This is a genomic window from Rhizobium albus (assembly GCA_030160035.1).
Lineage (GTDB): Bacteria > Pseudomonadota > Alphaproteobacteria > Rhizobiales > Rhizobiaceae > Georhizobium > Georhizobium albus.
The window spans coordinates 865662-885341 of record BSNO01000003.1 but is presented as its reverse complement, the minus strand read 5'-3'; the positions used below and the strand labels follow the sequence as shown (position 1 = coordinate 885341).

Here is a 19680-nt window from a genome sequence, read left to right as displayed (position 1 = left end):
CGGAAAACTCCAGAATCCAGGAATAGGCAGCTTTAATCGAGCTTCGAGCATTCGGGCTCGGCCCGAACCGGCTAGATTGAGGCTCGAAGCGACGGCCATGTGCCGGAACGAAACATGGCGGCTATACACCCGCGCGGGAACCGGCACCCGACTTCTGCTTCGCTCGTAAATTTCAACCTTCTCCGAGAGATGCCCGCGTCGGGCGTCGGCTCATGCACCCGCATGACCAAGACTGGCGGGTGCGGATCGACCTCTCGCGGGAACCAATTCAAAGAAGCCTCCAGCATGACCGATAAGTCCGACACTCCCGACAATTCCCGCCGCACCTTTCTCGCGCTCACCGCGGCAGCCCCGGCAGCCCTTGCTCTTGGCGGAACGGCATCTGCGCAGACGGCGACACAAGAGAGCGCCCTTCCCGGAAGCGGCCGCGCTGCCATCGTAACCGGATCGTCCCGCGGCATCGGCGCGGCCACCGCCAAGCGTCTGGCGCGAGACGGCTATGCCGTCACCGTCAACTGCCTCACGCACATCGATCTGGCTGCTCAAGTCGTCGCCGAAATCGAAGCTGAAGGCGGGCGCGCAATCTGGCTACAGGCGGATGTGGCCGATCCAGAGGCTGTGCGCGCGCTGTTCGCGGCCAATGAGGAGGCGTTCGGTGGCGTTGATGTCGTTGTCGGCAATGCCGGCATAATGAATGTCAGCCCCTTTGCGGAAATGAGCGACGCTGCCTTTGATCGCATGATCGCCACGAACGTGAAGGGCGGATTCAACACATTTCGCGAGGCAGCGCGCACCGTGAGGAAAGGCGGCCGCATCATCACCCTCTCATCGGGAATCGTGCGGCAGACCCCGCCTGCTGCCGCCGCCTATGCCGGCACCAAGGCGGACCTGCAGATTTATGCGCGCGTTCTGGCCAAAGAGCTTGCCGGGAGTAACATCACCGTCAATGCGGTCGCGCCTGGCGCCGTGGACACCCAGCTGCTGCGCCAGCACGGTGAGGACGCGCTTCGAGGCATTCCCGAAGCGACGCCGCTGCGCCGGCTCGGCCAACCGGAAGACATTGCCGAAGTGATCGCGATGATCTGCTCGAACAGTGGCGGATGGGTCAATGGCGAGACCATCTACGCAAATGGCGGTCTGAACTGAAACGACGTCTGGCTCGTCCTCTCGCCCCGTCAGCGCCAGAGGACGAGTTTGCCGCCGTTCAGCGCTCTGCCGATCACGGCAGGAAGGCCCATCAGGACCCTCACGCCGATCCATGCGGCGGCGTTGACGGGCCTAATCCCGTCAACGCGTCGGCGTTCGGGTTTTCGGACGCGGCGCGTTGCAGCATGTGGTTGCCGCTGGACAGTATCGCGAACGTGGTGGGTGGGGCAGCAGCACCGCCGATCGGAACTTCCTCAGCCAGCGTCGTCCGGGCAGTCTTCGTCGGCAGCTGCTGCAGACGTTTCCTCGCCCTGCTGCTGCGCCGCTACGTCATCGGAGGACATTGCCTGGTCTTCGTTGGCTTCCAGCGGCATCGTCGATCCATCCTTGGCGACGCTTCCCGTTTCCGCATTGGCGTTCGAATCCGCAGCACCTTCCAAGGGCGCGATCGATCCGTCCTTGGAGATCGACCCGGTGGCATTTGCTTCAGTGTCGGCGCATTGAGCGTAGGCCGCTCCACTGGAAACGGCGAGTGCGGCAATCATTGCTGCGACTTTCATGATCTTGGACATCGGACATCTCCTTCTCCGTGAGGAGACGGAACAGGTCTGGATGGGCGATGTTCCGGGGCAGTACCAAAGGGCTGTATGCCTGCTGTCGACAGACTTCGGCCGTGGAGCTTGTGTCGTCCCCACGAGGCGAGAGGCATTCGGCCCGCGCTCAACCGGGCCGAATGCGCCGACAGTCTCGGCCGTCATGCCGTCGGCACAGTACCGCCATCGATGATGAATTCGGCACCGTTGATGCTCGCTACCCGGTCGGATGCGAGGAAGGCTATCAGGTTGGCGATCTCGTCCGGAGTGGATGGTCGGCCGATCGGGATGCCGCCGAGCGAGGCCATGATCAGCCGCTTGCCTTCTTCCACGCCGCCGCCGTGCTCGGCGCCAAGCCGCTCGGCAAGGCTCACGGAAGCCTCCGTCTCGATCCAGCCGGGTGATACCCGGACGACCCGCACGCCGCGCGGTGCAACCTCTTTCGATAGGCTCTTGCTATAGGTCGAGAGCGCGGCCTTCGCGGCGGCATAGCCGGTGGTTGCTTCCGGCAATGGCAGTGTCGCCTGGATCGAAGTGACGTGGATGACGACGCCACTTTTGCGATCGAGCATCCCGGGCAACAACGCGCGATCGAGCCGCACGGCCGGCATCAGATTGAGATCGAGTTCCTTCTTCCACTCACCGTCGTCGAGTGCCGCGAACCCGCCAGCCGGTGCCGATGATCCGCCCAGCATGTGGACGACGACGTCGACACCGCCCATCTCGTCAAGCACAGCGGCAGCGAGCGTCGCGCAACCTTCAACGGTCGTCAGGTCCGCTGCGACGAAAGCAATGTCGTCATCGAAAGGCTGAGGCTTGGTGCGTGCGCTCGTCATGACGCGGGCACCGAGCGAACGGAAGAGCGCGACTGTCGCAGCCCCTGCCCCCTTCGTGCCGGAAGTCACCAGCGCGCGTTTTCCCGCAAGATCGATAAACGGCGTCATGGAACGATCTCCAGATCCGCGATCTGGTGGCCATCGAGGATGAAGAAATAGCGCAAATCGACGGGGCTTCCCGGGAAGTCACCGACGAGGCGGCTCGTGACGACCTTCCGGCCAGCACTGTCCGCGATCGCAAAAGGCTCTGTCGTGTAGTTGTATTCGCTCGACGCGTTCGCCTTCCACTCTCGGATCGCATCGCGCCCGACATGCGTCCTTTTCTCGTCGCGTACGACGGCGTCTTCCGTGAAGAGCGCGGACACTTCTTCCGCGCTTCCGGTTCTGTCTGTCTCGAAATATTCGGCGATGATCTTGGGCAGATGCGGACCCATGACTGTTCTCCTTTGATGGCATCGGCTGACAGCAAGGTAAGGCTGGACGACCCTCGCGATAATTGGGACAAAGGCGGACGAGGAGTTTGGAAAAGCGGGACAATGCGCGAAGGTCTCATGGAACTTGATGCGGTCATCGCGATCGCCAACAAGGGCTCGTTTCGCGCAGCGGCGCTCAATCTCGGCCTGTCGACGACTGCGCTGAGCAACCTCATCGGCAAGCTCGAAAAGCGGTTGGGCGTACGCCTCTTCAACCGGACCACGCGCAGCGTTTCGCTCACGGACGCCGGCCGCCAATTCGTCGAGCAGGTCGGTCCGGCGCTGCGGGAAATCCAGCAGGCCATGGCGGTCGCGCGCTCGCAACAGGACATTCCGTCCGGCACCTTACGCATCAATGCGTTCCCGACGGCTGCGCGGGAAATTCTCGCCCCGCTCGTCCTTGCCTTCGTGCGACGCTACCCGCAGGTTCACATCGACCTCGTGACGGAGGGGCGGATCGTCGACATCGTCGCCGAAGGGTTCGATCTCGGTCTGCGCAGCGCCGACCTCGTTCCGACCGACATGATTGCCCTTCCGGTGGGGAAGCCTCAAAGCTTTGCCGTCGTTGCAGCGCCCGCCTATCTCGAGGCGCGGGGATCACCGATGGTCCCGTCGGATCTCTTCACCCATTCCTGCATCCGCATCCGTTTGCCCAACGGCGCGCTCTATCGCTGGCACTTCGAGAAGGAGGGAGATGCAGTGCAGATCGATGTTCAAGGACCCATCACGCTCGATGAGGCGAGCCTCGCCCGCATTGCTGTGCTGGAGGGAACCGGCATCGGCTTTTTCATGGAAGCCGATGTGCGCGATGACATCGCCGCCGGGCGCCTGGTGCGCCTGCTTCAGGATTGGACACCGCAGCGCGCACCGCTCTGCCTCTACTATCCGGGCCGCCGCAACCCATCTGCTGCGTTTCGCGCCTTCATCGACATGGCCCGCGCGATCGGGTCGGTGGGCAAAAGCTAATCAATTGCCTAAATAAAAACCCGTTACGCAATGCGATTCAACAGCTGTGCCAGAATGCATCAGTGCCGCCTCGGATGCGTTTCTGAAGCAATCCGGCAATTGCGTTCGGGAATTCTGTCGACCACTGTAGGCTCAATTGATTCGACCCTGAAACGATCGACATGCGGCACGAAAAAGCAAATGGGAAGGCGCGCCTCGTCAGCGCAACTTCTATTGCCTTACTTGGCTTTATTCTCGCCGGGTGCGGTACGCCGACGGATCTGCAGCGTGCATCCACCAATGAGCGCATCGGTGCCGTCAAAGCGCTGGTCTTGCCGCCGCCCGGAGGCCCTTCGGTCGTCGATGTCGTGGAACGACGCTATTCCAACGCGATCCAACAGGATGTTGCGCTGTCGGCGGCCTCCAACGTTCCCGGTCAGAACCTGCTGCGCGTCCAGCTTTTCGGGCCGATGGGCACGGAGGCAGGACAGACATCGCTGTCCAATCTGCCTATCACAGAAACGACGATCCAGCGCGAGATGCGTGCCGCATTTCCTGGCGTTGCGATGCAGCGCTCGCCGCTTTATGCGCAAAACAGCTTCGGGCCGTTCGGCTATGCGGTGGGGCGCAGCGGGCGCGATCTATGCCTTTACGCCTGGCAGCGGGCGACCGGGCCGACTAGAGCCGCACCCTTCTCGCCGCGGGGAACGATGCAGACACGGCTGCGCCTGTGTCAAACGGGAGCAAGCGAAGAAGCCCTGCTTTCCGTGATGTACGGCTATACCGTGACCGGCGGTTTCCCGGCAGCGGGCTGGAACCCGTTTGGCCCACCGCCGCCGCCCGACCCACGATTGGGCGTGACAGGCAAGCCGGTGTTTCCAGCAGTTCCGCAGCGTCTCGAAACGGTTCTCGAGCCGGAGCCCGAGCCCGTTCGACGCCCCGTCAGCCGCCGCGCTTCAGCACCCGCCCCGGCGCCCGCGCCTGCACAGGTTCCAGTCACTACGCCCGTCGTGCGTGGCCCGATCGTGCCACCGCCGCCGAGTGCTGCGACGGCTGTCCCCGTCGTTCCAGCACCTCCGACAGTCGCCCCGGCGCCTTCCCACGAGGCGTCGCCGCGTCAAGTACAACCCTAGGTAATGTTGCTCTCTAATTCATGCACCACTGGATTGCCCTGTCGCTTGAGGATTGATTAAGCATGTCGACGGTTTTCGGGAAACCCGCACAAACGGCGTGGCGTATGTCCGCCGAGACTTGTCAGCCAATTTGAGGATTGGAGCGACTTGAGATGATCACTATCGTGCCGGGACCCTTCTGATGGCCAAGCCCCTGTTCGCCTTCGTCTGGTTCATCGCGGCCGCCTGCATCGTCTTCATCGTCTCATTACCGATCAACCTGCAGACGCACTTGATTGCCGGCACGATCGTGCTGCTGATCATGATACTCCTGAAGCTTTTCAAATCGGAAGGCACGTGGCGGCTGGTGGCGCTGGCGTTCGGCACCGCCATCGTGCTGCGCTATGTCTACTGGCGCACGACCAGCACGCTGCCACCCGTCAACCAGCTGGAAAGCTTCATTCCCGGCCTGCTGCTCTATCTGGCCGAAATGTACAGCGTGTTCATGCTGTTCCTCAGTCTCTTCATCGTTGCGCGGCCCCTGCCCTCGCGCCCATCTCAGCCGGTTGATGAGGACGACCTGCCGGGCGTCGATGTTTTCATCCCGTCCTACAACGAAGACCCGGTGCTTCTGGCGGACACGATCGCGGCTGCAATGGCGCTCGACTATCCGGCCGATCGGCTGACCGTATGGCTGCTCGACGACGGCGGCACGGACCAGAAGCGCAATTCCGACAACGTCATCGAAGGCCAGATTGCGGAAGCGCGGCGCGCCAATCTGCAGAAGCTTTGTGCAGAGCTCGGCGCCCGCTACCTTACCCGAGCCCGCAACGAGCACGCCAAGGCCGGCAACCTCAACAACGGGCTCGACCATTCGACGGGCGATCTCGTCGCGGTTTTCGACGCCGACCACGCGCCCGCAAGGTCGTTCCTGCGCGAGACGGTGGGTTATTTCAACGAGGACAAGCGACTGTTCCTCGTCCAGACGCCCCACTTCTTCCTAAATCCCGATCCGCTCGAGCGCAATCTGAAGACGTTCGAGAAGATGCCGTCCGAGAACGAAATGTTCTACGGCGTCATCCAGCGCGGGCTCGACAAATGGAACGCGGCGTTCTTCTGCGGATCGGCGGCGGTGCTGCGGCGCGAAGCGCTTCAGGAAAGCAACGGCTTCAGCGGCATTTCCATCACCGAAGACTGTGAGACGGCCATCGAGCTGCACTCGCGCGGCTGGAACAGCGTCTATGTGGACAAGCCGCTGATTGCCGGCCTGCAGCCTGCGACCTTCTCGAGCTTCATCGGGCAGCGCTCGCGCTGGGCGCAGGGCATGATGCAGATCCTGCGGTTCCGGTTTCCTCTGCTCAAGCGCGGGCTCTCCTTTCCGCAGCGCCTTTGCTACATGTCGTCGACGCTGTTCTGGCTGTTTCCGTTCCCGCGCACGATCTTCCTCTTCGCGCCGCTGTTCTACCTCTTTCTCGATCTTCAGATCTTCACGGCTTCGGGAGGCGAGTTTCTCGCCTACACGCTCAGCTACATGGCCGTGAACCTGATGATGCAGAACTACCTCTACGGGTCGTTCCGTTGGCCCTGGATCTCCGAGCTCTACGAATACATCCAGACGGTCCACCTTCTGCCGGCGGTGATTTCGGTCGCGCTCAATCCGCGCAAGCCGACGTTCAAGGTGACCGCGAAGGATGAAACGATCACGACGAGCCGCCTGTCGGAGCTGTCGCGGCCATTCTTCGTCATCTTCGGCGTGCTGCTGATCGGCGTCTTCGTGACGGTGTGGCGCATCTATGCGGAACCCTACAAGGCGGATGTCACGCTGGTCGTGGGTGCCTGGAACCTTCTCAACCTCGTCATGGCAGGAGCGGCGCTCGGTGTGGTTGCCGAACGGCGCGAGCGGGCGGCGACCCGGCGCGTTCAGATCAACCGGCGGTGCGAATTCGGCGTGGGCGACATCTGGGTGCCTGCCACGATCGAAGACGTCTCCGTCAATGGCGCCCGCCTTCGCGTCAGTGGCCACAGCGCGCTTGCAGCCGTCGACACCGGCCAAGCCAGCATCCGCTTCACGCCGCATTGGAGCACGGAGCCGGAAATCCTGCCGGTCACGATCCGCAACAAGGACCGTGAAGGCGACGCGGTGGCCATTGGCTGTTCCTTTGTGCGCATGAAGACCGTGCATCACCGCATGGTCGCCGATCTGATCTTCGCCAACGCAAGTCAGTGGACCCATTTCCAGGCCTCGCGCCGGCGCAATCCCGGTGTACTGCTCGGAACAGCATGGTTTTTGCGCCTTGCGCTCTATCAGACCGTCCGCGGCATCACCTATCTGTTCCGGACCGGGGATTCCGCCGTGGGCGCCCCTGCGCAAGCGAAGAGGGCACGCGCATGACGCGCACTGCGATCGCCCTTGCAGCACTGCTCCTCGCCGCCGATGCCCATGCGCAAGGCACGCCGTTCGACATGTCGCCCGAACGACCCGTTATCGAGGAAGATTTGGCCCCCGAAGCACCGGCATCGCCGGAAGAACCGACATCAGATAGCGAGACACCAGAGCCGGCGACGCCCGAAGCCGTCGAGCCGCCTTCACTCACTGATCCAGACGGTCGTCCGGATGCGGACCCGGCGCCGTCGGCCTCGCCTGACCCAGAGGCGTCCGAGCCCGCAACATCTGCCGAAGCTGACACGCTTCGCTATCTTCTGCCGGAGCCGTTGCTGAGGCTGAATGGTGAGGGCAGTCGGCGCAACTGGGCGATCTATCTGACGGAGGAACAGGCAGCGTCACCCGTGCGGCTGAACGTCGGCTACCGCAACGCCGTGGTCGTTGCGCCTGAGGCGTCGCGCCTGTCAGTTTCCATCAATGGCGTGTCCGTTCTTCACGAAAGCATCCAGGCGCCGGGCAACCCGGGCGAACTCACCGTCGATCTGGCGGACGGCGTGCTGCAGCCGGGACGCAACGAGATCTCCGTTCAGGCGGTTCAGCGGCACCGGACGGATTGCAGCATCGAATCGACCTACGAGCTCTGGACCGAGCTCGACGGAGCACGCACGTTCCTCGCCTTTCCGACATCCGACGCAATCGGCCTCACAAGCGTGGAGGATCTGCGTGCGCTCAGCGGCGACATGAACGGCAGCGCGGATATCGCGATCATCGCACCTGTTTTGGCTCGCAGCGACATCGGCGCCGAATTGCTGCGACTGACCCAGGCGATCGCACTCTCGTCCAGCTTTCCGGATCCGCAGTTTTCCATAGCGCCGAACGAGGACGGGCTGATCGACGGCCCGGACCTGCGCGTGTTTGCAGGAACAGCGGAGGACATCGCGGATCTCGCCGGGATCGAGCCCGCGCAGATCAACGGCCCGACGCTCATGCTTGTCGATGGCGAAGGCGGCACTTCGCCCAAATTGATCGTGACCGGCCAGACCCAGCAGGAATGGCTGACAGCCATCACGCAGATTGCGCAGCAGGTGGATCGGCCGGCCGGCGCACCGCGAGAATTTCTGACAACCGAGACGAATTGGACTCCGAATGCGCCGATGATCTACGAAGGGCGCTCCCTCAGCTTCGCGGAACTCGGCATCGGTTCGGAACAGTTCTCGGGACGGCGCTACGCCCGCGCCTTCCAATTTGCCGTGCCCTCGGACTTCTATGCCGGCTCCTACGGACAAGCGCGGATACTGCTCGACGCCGCATACACGGCTGCCGTTCTGCCGGGCGGGCTCATCAACGTCTATGTCAACGGCAATATCGCGACATCCGTGCCCATGACGGCGCGGCGCGGCGCGGTCCTGCGTCAGTTTCCCATCAAGGTCACGATGGAGCACTTCAAGCCTGGCGTGAACACGGTGCTGTTCGAGGTCGACCTGATCACCCGTGCCGACGAAGTCTGTGCGCCGGGCGCCACCACCGACACCACGCCGCGTTTTGCGATCTTCGACACGTCGCAGTTCGTTCTTCCGGATTTCGCGCGCATCGGCCAGATCCCCAATCTCGCCGCCGTTGCCGGCACCGGCTACCCGTACAACCTTTCGCAGGATCCAGTGCCGTTGATGATCGGCCGGGGATCGACGGCGAGCCTTTCGGCAGCTGCGAATTTCCTGGCGCGGATGTCGGTCGCGAGCGGGCGCATCGTTCCGACACAACTGGTCATGTCGGCCGAAATCGCGCGCGACCGGAACGCGATCTTCTTCGGCACGCCGGCAAGCATAGCCGGTAATGTTCTGACGCAGGTCGGGATCGATACGCAAGCTGCCACGAATTGGGCGCCGGCGCGCTCTACCGGCCAGATCGGCAGTCCCGTTGCGGGCGAAAGCGTTCCGGTGACGATGGAGGCTTGGCGTGGTCAGATGCAGGCAGGCTGGATCGCCCGCACTACGGATGCCGTGCGCAACTGGGCTTCGGAAACCTTCAACATCACCAGCGACATGCTGCGCTTCGCGCCTGAGCAGGACGCCCCCTTCGTGCCTGCCGAAGGGGATACGATGGTCGTTGCGCAAAGCATCAATCCATCGGGGACCGGCACCTGGACGGTCGTGACGGCACCGGATGAAGCGGGCATGCAACAGGGTGCACGCGAACTCGTGCGCAATGCAAACTGGAGCCAGCTGGCCGGCCATCTGACCGCCTTCTCCGCTGACGGTCTGCCGGGGCGGGTGCTTGAATCCGGCACGATTTCACTGATCGAGTCGCAGCCGCCATCCTTCTCCAATTACCGCCTTATCGCTGCGAACTGGCTTTCGTCGAACATCCTGTCCTATGCGCTTGCACTGGTTTTTGTGTGCGTCGTGGTCGGGGCTGCGACGTCGGGCCTGCTTTCGCGGCTTGGGAGACGCCGTTGAAGCGCCATGCCGTTGCCGCCGCATTTCTCGCACTTACCATCGGGCCAGCGATGAGCCAGAGCCTTCCCCCCATCAGCGAAGCGGAATGGTCGCTCTACAGCAGCCGCTTCGTCACACAGGAAGGCCGCGTGCTCGACGATGCCAATGACGGCATCAGCCACAGTGAGGGACAGGGTTACGGTCTGCTCCTCGCACAGATTGCAGGAGCTCGGGCCGATTTCGAGCGTATCTGGACATTCACGCGCAACGAGCTTTTGCTGCGCGACGACGGATTGGCGGCCTGGAAATGGCAGGCCGACGCGACGCCGAACGTCACCGACATCAACAATGCCACCGATGGCGACATTCTGATCGCCTATGCCCTCGCGAGGGCCGGCGCAGGTTGGGAGGATCCGCGCTTCACCGAAGCCGCGACGCGCATGGCGGAGGCGATCGGCATACATTTGACCTTCGAGCACGAGGGGCAACTTCTACTTTCGGCCGGGGCCACCGGTTTTTCAGCCGAGGAGCGCGAGGACGGGCCGATCGTCAATCTCTCCTATTGGGTGTTCGAGGCGTTTCCGGTGCTTGCCGAACTGGCGCCAAACACTGATTGGGATGCCATTGCGCAAAGCGGCGTCGCTCTTGCGGCACGTGCGCGCTTCTCCGATCGCCAGATGCCGCCGGACTGGTTGTCACTTGCGGGCGAGCCTCGACCAGCCGACGGATTTCCAGCGGAATTCAGCTATAATGCCGTGCGAATCCCGCTCTACCTGATGCGAGGCGGGATGGGCGACGCGGCTTATCTCAACGGATTGCGCGACGGCATGGTGGGTGACGACGGGGAATTGAACTTGATCGACCTGACGACGGGCGACGTAACGGAAACGCTGAGCGATGCCGGCTATCGGATCATTCCCGCGATGATCTCCTGCGTCGTCGACGATGTTGCGATCCCATCCGATCTGCAAACCTTCGCGCCAACCGTCTACTATCCTTCCACGCTTCATCTTCTGGCACTCTCGCATCTGCGCGAGAACCATTCGGGATGCCTCGAATGAAGGCGCGCACGGCAGCTCTCGCCTTCACGGTCAGCCTGGCACTGGCCTCATCGGCGCTGGCACAGAACTGGCAAATTCTAGAAGGCGCGCGTCCGGGCGAGCCGACTGGTGCGGTCTCCCCGGCGCAACCGTTTGCGGCGCAAGAGCAGCCTGCTCCGGCACAGGAGCCTCCGGTTGTCGCACAAGCGCCGGCTCAGGCACCGGCATCGGCACCTGCGGCGGATCAGCCGATGCCCGTCATCGACGAGACGGCGCTTCGCTATTTCGCGAGCCAGGGAGATACCCGACGGCTGGAGATCGAAATCGCGCGCCTGCGGGCTCTTTATCCGCAATGGACCCCGCCGGCCGACCCTCTCGCGGTGCCGGAGAGTGTCGACTCACTGCTCGAAGCGATCTGGATGCTTTATTCGCAGGGGCGGTTTGCCGAGGCACGCGAGGCGATCGCCACGCGCCAGATGAACGATCCCAACTGGGAACCGCCCGTTGACCTTCTAGACCGCTTGACGCTGGCCGAAGCGCGCGAGCGTCTCGTCAACGCGTCCAATCTCGATCAATATGAGACGGTCATCCGCATCGGCTCTTCCAATCCGGGACTTCTGACCTGCAGCGAAGTCGACGTGCTGTGGCGGGTGGCGGAGTCTTTTGCGATGACAGAGCGTCAGGGGCGGGCCCGCGACGCCTATCGCTACGTATTGACCAATTGCGACAACACGGCGGAACGGCTTGCCACGATGCAGAACGCCGCGCAGTTGCTGAGCGCCGAGATGCGGGACGAATTGCTGGCGCTCGAGCGTTTCGACAACGCCGGTGCGGGCGAATTCGCGCCGGTGCGCGACAACATTGCACGCGATGCTCTGGCTGCGGCGGGCGATGACGATTCGCTCGTGATCGACGCGGAAACGCTTGCCCGCGTCGAGCGGCTGGCACGCCAAGGCGACGGCGCGAGCGATGCGCGGCTGCTCGGCTGGTACTATCTCGGCAATGACGATGCGCAAACGGCTGAGGAATTGTTCCGCATGGCCCTCGAGCGCGAGGCGGAAGGAGATGCGGCCGAGGGCCTGGCCCTGGCGCTAATTGCCCTCGACCGCTTCGCCGATGCGGAGGACATCGTATATCCCTACCGCGACGAGAACGTCGAGCGGCGCGGCGTTTATCTCGCCGCCGCTGCCAATCTGCTCGCCATCGAACCCCGTGTCGTGCTCAGCGGCGATGTTCTGACCCGCATCGTCGGCGAAGTGGCCGAAGCACGCAACGCGCCGGCGGCTCAGCAGCTTGGCTGGTATGCGCGCGCCTATGGCCAGCACGAGACGGCCGGCCAATGGTTTGCAAGCGCCCTGCAGTTCGACCCCGAGGATGAGGCTTCTGCCTACGGGCTTGCTCTCACTCGGTTTCAGTTGGCAGATACGGCCGGGCTCGCGGAACTGAAGCGGCTGTGGGCCGGGCGATCGGAGCGGATCGTGCTTGTCGGCACGCCGCAGGCCGAAGCCGCCCCTGCACCGCCCTCTCTCGCGCCTGCCGGCTCGCCTTCACCGGCTTCAGCTCCCTCTCCTGCGCCCGCACAGGCCGCTCCCCTTGCCAACACCGAACCCATGACAACGCCGCTTGCCTATACGGCCGAACAGCCGGTGCAACAGGCGCCGCCGCAGGCTGCATCCGTCATGGCTGCCGCTCCCCGTCCGCAAGCAATCCAGCAGCAGGCTCCAGCCCGCGCGGCCGGCGGCTGCACACAAACGCTCAATCCCGAATCTCTCTCGCCCGCTTCAGCGCTTGCGCGCGGCTGGTGCCTGATGGACATCAACCGCCCGCTCGAAGCCGCGAAGGCTTTCGAAGTCGCGCTGCGGGGGCAAGGCGACACGGCCAGGGATGCCGCCTATGGCCAAAGCCTTGCCTATTTGCGCGCGGGTCTCGTCGACGAGGCGGCCGTTGCGGCGGCGAGTGCGCCGATGACGGCCGAGCGCGCCGGCGAGCTCCAAGCCAATATTCTCTCGGAGCGTGCTTCCGGCGCCTTCGAGCAGCGCCGCTATGTCGAGGCGTTGATGGCGCTCGACCAGCGCGCGCAGATCGCGCCGGAGCGCAACGACCTGATGGTTCTGCGCGGCTACGCCTATCTGAACCTCCGGCGCTACGGCGATGCGGAGCGCGTGTTCCAGGCCGTCGCAGGCACTGGAAACCGGGATGGGCTTCGAGGCCTGGCCGCAGTTCGCGAACAGACGGGTCGCCAGCGCTAGGTTCTTTGGATGCCACGGCGCAGCAACTAAGGCAGGGAAACTCTTACCGCGGCGTCCGTCGTTCCCCGCGAAACAGGAATTCGACCTTCAGGCATTGAGAGCATGATCTGTCGGAACACCACCGCTTGGCGCTAGTTCGCCCCACAAGACGGCTTCTGGCATCGCGCCGGTGACAGCGATGCGGATGACTTCATCCTTCTCAAAAGACGAACGGCCGAAAGGCGATATCATGAACCATCAGGATGACCACCAGTATCCACCACTCGAACCGTGGCGCGTCGGCATCAAAGGCCGTTGCCCGCGCTGTGGCGAGGGTCATCTTTTCAATGGTTTCCTGAAGCTCGCGCCGCGGTGCGAGGTGTGCGGACTTGATTATTCCTTTGCGGACCCTGCCGATGGTCCTGCCTTTTTCGTCATCATCTTCGGTTGTGTGCCCTCAGTCCTTTTTGCCGTTTGGGCCGAAGTGTCTTTTCAGCCGCCCTTCTGGTTCCACCTCGTTGTTTCGCTGCCGCTGATCCTGGCGACCTGCATTCCGCCGCTTAGGCCGCTCAAGGGATGGCTCGTCGCGAGCCAGTTCCACCACAAGGCCGAAGAGGGCAAGCTGGTTCGGCGGAACGACTAGCCGGGCACCACCTTCGACACCATTGATCTGGCACGATCAGCCGGCCGATCGGCCTTCGAAGGAAATGCCGGCTGCGCTTCCCGGCGCCACCCGGAAATCGCTGTAGTTCGAGACCTGGACGTGGTGCGTCGAGAGAGGATGAGCGTGCGTTGCCGTGATAACGACGACCGCGCAACCGGCCGTCTCCGCGGCGGTGATGCCTGCTGGAGCATCCTCGAACGCCAGACAGCGAATTGGATCTGCGCCGAGGCGCTGCGCTGCCATCAGAAAGCAATCGGGAGCGGGCTTGCCCTTTGCGACATCTTCGGCGGTGATCATCTGCGGCGGCATCGGAAGCCCCGCTGCCGAGATCCTGCACTCGGCCAGTGCGCGGGGCGCTGACGTCACGACAGCCCAGCGATCAGCCGGCAGGGACGCCAGGAATCGAGCCGCGCCAGCGATCGGCTCTACGCCTTCCGTATCGTCGATTTCGGCGCGCAAGATCCTGGCTGCTTCCACCTCGGCGTCGATGCCCGGCAGTTTCAGCCTGCGGATAGTGTCGATGGCACGCACCCCGTGGATCGTCGGCAAAAACGTATCGAGATCGATACCGTGCCGCAGCCCCCAAGCACCCCAGACACGTTCCGAAGCTTTGATCGACGTCAGGATCGTGCCGTCCATGTCGAAGAGCAGTGCATCGAAGGTTCTGCTGAGGACATGCGCATGGAAGTTCATAGAGCGGGCCGATAATTCGAGTGCAGCTTGTTCGGCGCAGCCAAGGCAGGCGGAGCTCCGGCAGAACCCGTTGGCATGCGACCGACGTTCGGATGAGGCGTCCATCCTCCACCTTTTCGATCGCAACGGCAAGCGCGCCCGCATGGCTTCGCCGCGTTAAGATCGCATTGGGGAACAGGCTCTATCATTCGCGCCGGGGCATCGGCGCAGCTGACGGGGCGAGCGGTTGGATACGGACAATTTCACATTCCTGCCGCCGCTGGTGATGCTGATCTTTGCGTGCGCCTATCTGCTCGTGTGGTTCTATGGATCGCGCGTCGCGATCTGGTGGGCGCTCGGCTTCTTCGGGCATGCGATCGCGTTTGCCGGTGAAGTTGCGTTCCAGCCGCTCGGCGACGCGATGCGCACGCTGCTCGTCGACGCGGTGTTTATCCTCTCTTATCTCGCGCTTTCGCTCGGGCTGTCGGCGCACTTCGCGCAGCGGCTTCAGGTCGGCCGTCGGATTCTGCTTTCCCTGGTCGGGTTCGGTCTCGTCGTCTACGCAATCTTCGCAGCCGAAAGTCTGCGATCCGAGCTTCTTGCCGTCGATCTCACATGCGGGCTTCTGTTGCTTCTCCCGATCGCACGCCTTGGCGGTTGGCCCCGGCAGATGGTGGACAGGGTTCTGGTCGTTCTCGCCGTCATGACGACCCTCGACTTCGTCGGCCGCGCCCTGGTCTTTGCCGCGATCGCTCCAGCCGATTCAAGCTTTGCGACCTACGCAACGTCTTTCTATGCCTATGCGGCGCAAGTGAGCGGAACACTGATCGGGCTCAGTTTCGCGCTGGTCGGGCTTGGCGCGGTCGCGCTTGACGTTCTGGACCGCTATCGCGACGCGGCGGAGACCGACTATCTCACCGGCTTGCTCAACCGGCGCGGCTTCGAAAACATGACGCTCGCTCATATCGACAGAATGAGCGAAGGCGCCGTCATTCTGTGCGACATCGATCGCTTCAAGCGGATCAACGATCTCTACAGTCACGCTGCCGGCGACGGCGTGATCGCCGGTTTCGCCGCGCTCTTGAAGCATGCCCTGCCCTCAACAGCGCACGCGGCACGGTTCGGCGGCGAGGAATTCGTGATCTTCCTGCCGACGCATTCCAATCTCGAAGCCGCAAGCGTCGCCGAAACCATCCGGGAAGCTTTCGGCGAAACCGACTTCTCGATGATCGGCATCAAGGAGCCGATCACCGCAAGCTTCGGAACCGCGAGCATCCGCGCGGTCGATCGCAGCATCCACGCTGCCATCAGCCGGGCCGATGCGCGCATGTATGTCGCCAAGAGCACGGGGCGAAACCGTGTTGTGGCCGACGACACCCCGGCACCTGCGGCCAGCGGCAGCGCAGTTTCGGTGTCGGCAGCCGCCTGAGCGCAGGCGGCGTCGCCACGCGTTGAGAGCCTATCGCCGGAACAGGAAGATCGCGACGGTCGAGGCGCCGATGAAAACCGCGAGAATGCCCGCTGGCAGTTCGGTGGGCGCGAAGATGATGCGGCCGACCCAATCCGAAAATGCCACAAGCGCCGAGCCGATGAGCGCTGCCGCGATTACCTGATGGCGTCCGCGGCGCAGGCCAGCGAGGTTCGCGACATGGGGTGCAAGCAGGCCGACAAAGCTCATCGGTCCGATGACGAGCGCAGCGGCACCCGTCACGATGGCCGAAACGATCAGGATGGTGAAGCGAACGGCGCGGATGGGCAGACCGAGACCGCGCGCCGCCTCGTCGCCGAGCGGCAGGATGTCGAGCCAGCGCGCGAAGGGCAGCACAGCGGCGAGGCTCGCGATCGAGATGAAGGCAACGGCGAGAGCCAGCTCCATCGTCGCGCGATAGGTCGAACCACCCATCCAGGCCAGCACCTGCGACGAACGCGGATCGCCGAGCGCCAGGAAGAGGAGCACGACGCCGTCGAGCAGAGCGGTCACCGCGATGCCGATCAACAGCAGGCGTTCGGCCTGGAAGCCGCGTCGGCCTCCCAGCACCATCAGAAGCGCCATGACGGTCAACGCTCCACCGATCGCTCCAAGCAGTTGCAGGCCGACGCCGGCGGTCGACGACAGGAGCAGCGACACGATGAGGCCGACGGCAACGCCGCCGCCGACGCCCAAGATTTCGGGGCTCGCCATCTGGTTGGCGAACAATCGCTGCACCAGCGTTCCGGCGACGCCGATGCCGAGACCGGCAGCCGCCGCAGCGATGACGCGCGGCAGGCGCCACTCCATGGCCCCTGCCCCGACATTGAAGCCGAAGGTGAGCCCTTCCGGACCGCGGCCAACCAGTAAGGCAGCGCCGAGCACCGCTACGAGAACCAGCGCCGCCACCATCAGGGCTTTCACGGGGCGCGCTGATAAGGCGGAGGTCACGAAGGCGACGCGGCCGCTGCCCTCAAGCGCTATGGCCGGCAGCCTGCTCAGGAGCCAGATCATGATCGGGGCACCGATCAACGCCGTCACGGCGCCGGTCGGCAGCAGGGCCGATTGTCCGGGCGTTGCAAGCTGGATGACCTGATCGATTACGAGCACGAGCAGAGCGCCGGCAATCGGCGCGCCGATCAGCCGCGACGACAGGCGTTCGGCACCGGCAAGGCGCGCCAGATGTGGGGCTGCGAGGCTGATGAAAGCAATCACGCCAACGCTTGCCACGACGCTTGCCGAGAGAAACACCGCCACACCGAGCAGTAGCGGGCGGGCGAATTTCAATGAAACGCCAAGACCACGCGCGGCATCGTCGCCGAAGCCCAGCAGCAGCAAGGCGCGCGACAGAAGCGCAACGATCAGGATGCAGGCGGCGAGCCTTGGCACAAGAAAGCCGACCGAGCTCCAATCATCCTGCGCCAGCGACCCGGCCCCCCAGATGAAGAGCGAGGTGAGATATTCCTGATTGAGCAGCATCAGGAGGCTCGAGACCGCGCCGAGCGCGAAGCTGACAACGAAGCCGGTGAGAATAAGCGTCAGCGGATCGCCGCGGTGGCGCCTTGCGATCAGCGCGATCAGGCCCCAGGCCGAGAATGCACCGGCGACCGCGAAGAGTTCCGGATGCACCGATTGCAGCGCCGGCGCGAGCAGAAGCCCAAGCGTCAGCGCCAGATGCGCGCCAGCGCTGACACCCAATGTCTCCGAAGCTGCCAAGGGATTTTGCAGGACCTGCTGAAAGATGACCCCGGCCAGTCCCAGTGCCGCACCGGCCAGGAGTGCCGTCAGCAGACGCGGCCAGTAGGCGTAATTGAGGATCAGGCCGTCGGTCAGCGGCAGCGCCTCTCCACCAAAAAGACCAGATAGGCCAGTCGTGGGCAGCAGCCGTTCGAGATTGAGCAGGACAAGGGCTGCGACCAGCACTATGCCTGCGCCGAGCAGAACGAAGCCGGTCCGCGAGATAGAGGGATCAGAGCGCATCGGTGCGCTCCAGGAAGTCGGCTTCGTTAAGAAGCAGATCGGCGAAGCGGCCTGCCGATGGCAATGCGCCGAACTGCCAGACGGGCGGGATCAGGCGATAATTGCCGGGAGCGAAGGCGGGGAGCTGGCCGAGCAAGCTGCGCCTTTCAGGGTCTTCGAGCTTCAGCCGCACCGATTCCGGGATCGGCTCGACGATCAGCATCGCGGTGTCGTCCAAACGGGCCAGGTTCTCGATGGAGGCCATTGCGAAGCCCCAGAAATTGCCAGCCTCCGTCCATGCGTTGGAAAGGCCGGCACGCGCCATCACATCGTCGAACAGGCTGCCCTTGGTGAAGACGCGCACGTGGCGGTCGTCCATGAAGCTCACCATCAGCACGGACTTCGTCGCCCGACCGGCAATGCGCTCCTCAAGCGCTGCAATCCGGCGATCGGTGTCGGCGATCAATTCTTCTGCGGCCGTCTCCCGGCCTGTCATCTCGCCAAGCGTACGGGCGGCCACCACTGCATGGTCGAACGGCGTCAACTCACTCGTGTAGATGTCGAGCGAACGGGTCGGCGCAATGCGGCTGAGGATAGGATCGATCGCTGCGAACTGGCTGGTGACTGCAATGACATCCGGCTTTGCGGCTGCCAGGAACTCCAGGCTCGGCGTGACGCGCAGGCCGAGCTCGGCAGTCTCCGACGGCATGGGTGGGGTCTTCACCCATGCATCGTAGCCGGCCATCTCCGGCAGGCCGCTTGGCGGCGCGCCGATGGCAGCGAGGGTTTCGGCAAGGCCCCAGTCGACCGCGATCACACGTGGCGCAGCCGTCTGGGCAGCGGCCGGCACGATGGGCGAGGCGAACAGAAGCGCCAGCAGCCAAGCCGCTCGTCTCATCGGATGAACCCGATGGGGCGCCCGGTTGTCGGATGCGGCATCGTCGCCATATCGATGTCGTAGACAGCGCTCAGAATTTCCGGCGTGATGATTTCGGTCGGCGTGCCGCTGGCGATGAGCTTGCCGTTCTTCATGGCAAGCACTTCGTCGCAGAAGGTGGCGGCGATGTTGATGTCGTGGAAGGCCATGACGATGCCCAACCGGCGCGCGCGAGCAACGCCGCGCAGAAGCTCAAGCAGGTGCGCCTGATGGGCGATATCGAGCGCGGCTGTCGGCTCGTCCAGCAGCAGGAACCGGCCGGCCTGCGCCACCATCATTGCCACCCAGACACGCTGGCGCTCGCCACCTGACAATGTATCGACCAGCCGGTCGGCGAAATCCGCCACGTCGGCTACGCGCATCGCCTCCTCGATGGCGGCTTGATCTGCCGTGGATTTGCGGCGGAAGGGTCCGTGCCACGGGTAACGCCCGAGCGCGACCAGATCCTTTACGCACAATTGCTGGCTGGAAGGCAGCTGCTGCGGCATGTGGGCGACGCTGCAGGCGAAGGCGCGCGCCGCCCAATCGCCGAGCGGGCGCCCTTCATAGTGAACCCTGCCCTCGCTCGGCTCATGATGGCGGGCCAGAATGCGCACAAGGGAAGTCTTGCCCGCGCCGTTCGGGCCAATCAGGCCATAGATGCGGTTGGCTTCGAACCGCTTCGTTATGCCGGACAGTATCCGCGCGGGGCCGATCGTCAGGCCGACATTGTCCAGCGTGAAGCTCGCAGCGTCGAGCGCTACGGGCTCCCCTGTCAACGGCGAGGCGGAAAGGGCCGTCATCGTGCCG

16 protein-coding genes are annotated in these 19680 nt (G+C 63.8%); 9 read left to right on the top strand and 7 right to left on the bottom strand.

Going from position 1 to position 19680, the window contains the following annotated elements:
• Positions 1-285 precede the first annotated feature (285 nt).
• Positions 286-1146, top strand: a complete 861-nt coding sequence (locus QQL76_RS11945; protein ID WP_499207823.1) for a Rossmann-fold NAD(P)-binding domain-containing protein — start codon at positions 286-288, stop codon at positions 1144-1146.
• Positions 1147-1400: 254 nt separating this feature from the next.
• On the opposite strand, the gene QQL76_RS11940 is transcribed toward QQL76_RS11945, so the two are convergent.
• The 3 genes from QQL76_RS11940 to QQL76_RS11930 form a co-directional block, all read right to left on the bottom strand.
• Positions 1401-1718: a hypothetical protein gene (locus QQL76_RS11940; protein ID WP_499207822.1), complete on the bottom strand. Its 318-nt coding sequence runs from the start codon at positions 1716-1718 to the stop codon at positions 1401-1403.
• A 182-nt stretch (positions 1719-1900) separates the two neighbouring features.
• Entirely contained in the window at positions 1901-2683 is a 783-nt protein-coding gene (locus tag QQL76_RS11935) for an SDR family oxidoreductase (RefSeq protein ID WP_499207821.1), read from the bottom strand.
• On the bottom strand, positions 2680-3009 hold the full coding sequence (locus QQL76_RS11930; RefSeq protein WP_499207820.1) for a nuclear transport factor 2-like protein: 330 nt from the start codon (positions 3007-3009) through the stop codon (positions 2680-2682). Before QQL76_RS11930 ends, QQL76_RS11935 begins: the two co-directional genes overlap by 4 nt.
• 102 nt (positions 3010-3111) lie before the next feature.
• Between QQL76_RS11930 and QQL76_RS11925 the strand changes: the two genes are divergently transcribed.
• From QQL76_RS11925 to QQL76_RS11895, 7 genes are all read left to right on the top strand, one after another.
• Complete coding sequence (locus tag QQL76_RS11925; protein WP_499207819.1) at positions 3112-4014, top strand: LysR family transcriptional regulator; 903 nt, start codon at positions 3112-3114, stop codon at positions 4012-4014.
• A gap of 161 nt (positions 4015-4175) precedes the next feature.
• On the top strand, positions 4176-5126 hold the full coding sequence (gene bcsN / locus QQL76_RS11920; RefSeq protein WP_499207818.1) for a cellulose biosynthesis protein BcsN: 951 nt from the start codon (positions 4176-4178) through the stop codon (positions 5124-5126).
• Between the two features lie 181 nt (positions 5127-5307).
• Positions 5308-7497 (top strand): glycosyltransferase family protein, encoded by a 2190-nt coding sequence (bcsA, locus tag QQL76_RS11915; RefSeq protein ID WP_499207817.1) that lies wholly within the window; start codon positions 5308-5310, stop codon positions 7495-7497.
• Positions 7494-9944 (top strand): cellulose biosynthesis cyclic di-GMP-binding regulatory protein BcsB, encoded by a 2451-nt coding sequence (locus QQL76_RS11910; RefSeq protein ID WP_499207816.1) that lies wholly within the window; start codon positions 7494-7496, stop codon positions 9942-9944. Before bcsA ends, QQL76_RS11910 begins: the two co-directional genes overlap by 4 nt.
• A 50-nt stretch (positions 9945-9994) precedes the next feature.
• On the top strand, positions 9995-10984 hold the full coding sequence (locus QQL76_RS11905; RefSeq protein WP_499208361.1) for a family 8 glycosyl hydrolase: 990 nt from the start codon (positions 9995-9997) through the stop codon (positions 10982-10984).
• On the top strand, positions 10981-13212 hold the full coding sequence (locus tag QQL76_RS11900; protein ID WP_499207815.1) for a tetratricopeptide repeat protein: 2232 nt from the start codon (positions 10981-10983) through the stop codon (positions 13210-13212). Before QQL76_RS11905 ends, QQL76_RS11900 begins: the two co-directional genes overlap by 4 nt.
• A gap of 229 nt (positions 13213-13441) precedes the next feature.
• A complete protein-coding gene (locus tag QQL76_RS11895; RefSeq protein ID WP_499207814.1) occupies positions 13442-13834 on the top strand; it encodes a DUF983 domain-containing protein in 393 nt (130 codons plus the stop codon).
• Between the two features lie 36 nt (positions 13835-13870).
• On the opposite strand, the gene QQL76_RS11890 is transcribed toward QQL76_RS11895, so the two are convergent.
• A complete protein-coding gene (locus QQL76_RS11890; RefSeq protein WP_499207813.1) occupies positions 13871-14548 on the bottom strand; it encodes an HAD family hydrolase in 678 nt (225 codons plus the stop codon).
• A 226-nt stretch (positions 14549-14774) separates the two neighbouring features.
• On the opposite strand from QQL76_RS11890, the gene QQL76_RS11885 reads away from it, so the two are divergent.
• Positions 14775-15956, top strand: a complete 1182-nt coding sequence (locus tag QQL76_RS11885) for a GGDEF domain-containing protein (protein ID WP_499207812.1) — start codon at positions 14775-14777, stop codon at positions 15954-15956.
• A gap of 30 nt (positions 15957-15986) precedes the next feature.
• On the opposite strand, the gene fhuB is transcribed toward QQL76_RS11885, so the two are convergent.
• From fhuB to QQL76_RS11870, 3 genes are read right to left on the bottom strand one after another with little or no spacing between them, the layout of a single operon-like run.
• Positions 15987-17975: an iron ABC transporter permease gene (gene fhuB / locus QQL76_RS11880; RefSeq protein ID WP_499207811.1), complete on the bottom strand. Its 1989-nt coding sequence runs from the start codon at positions 17973-17975 to the stop codon at positions 15987-15989.
• Positions 17965-18852 (bottom strand): iron-siderophore ABC transporter substrate-binding protein, encoded by an 888-nt coding sequence (locus tag QQL76_RS11875; protein WP_499207810.1) that lies wholly within the window; start codon positions 18850-18852, stop codon positions 17965-17967. Before QQL76_RS11875 ends, fhuB begins: the two co-directional genes overlap by 11 nt.
• Positions 18849-19673: an ABC transporter ATP-binding protein gene (locus QQL76_RS11870; RefSeq protein WP_499207809.1), complete on the bottom strand. Its 825-nt coding sequence runs from the start codon at positions 19671-19673 to the stop codon at positions 18849-18851. Before QQL76_RS11870 ends, QQL76_RS11875 begins: the two co-directional genes overlap by 4 nt.
• Positions 19674-19680: the final 7 nt, after the last annotated feature.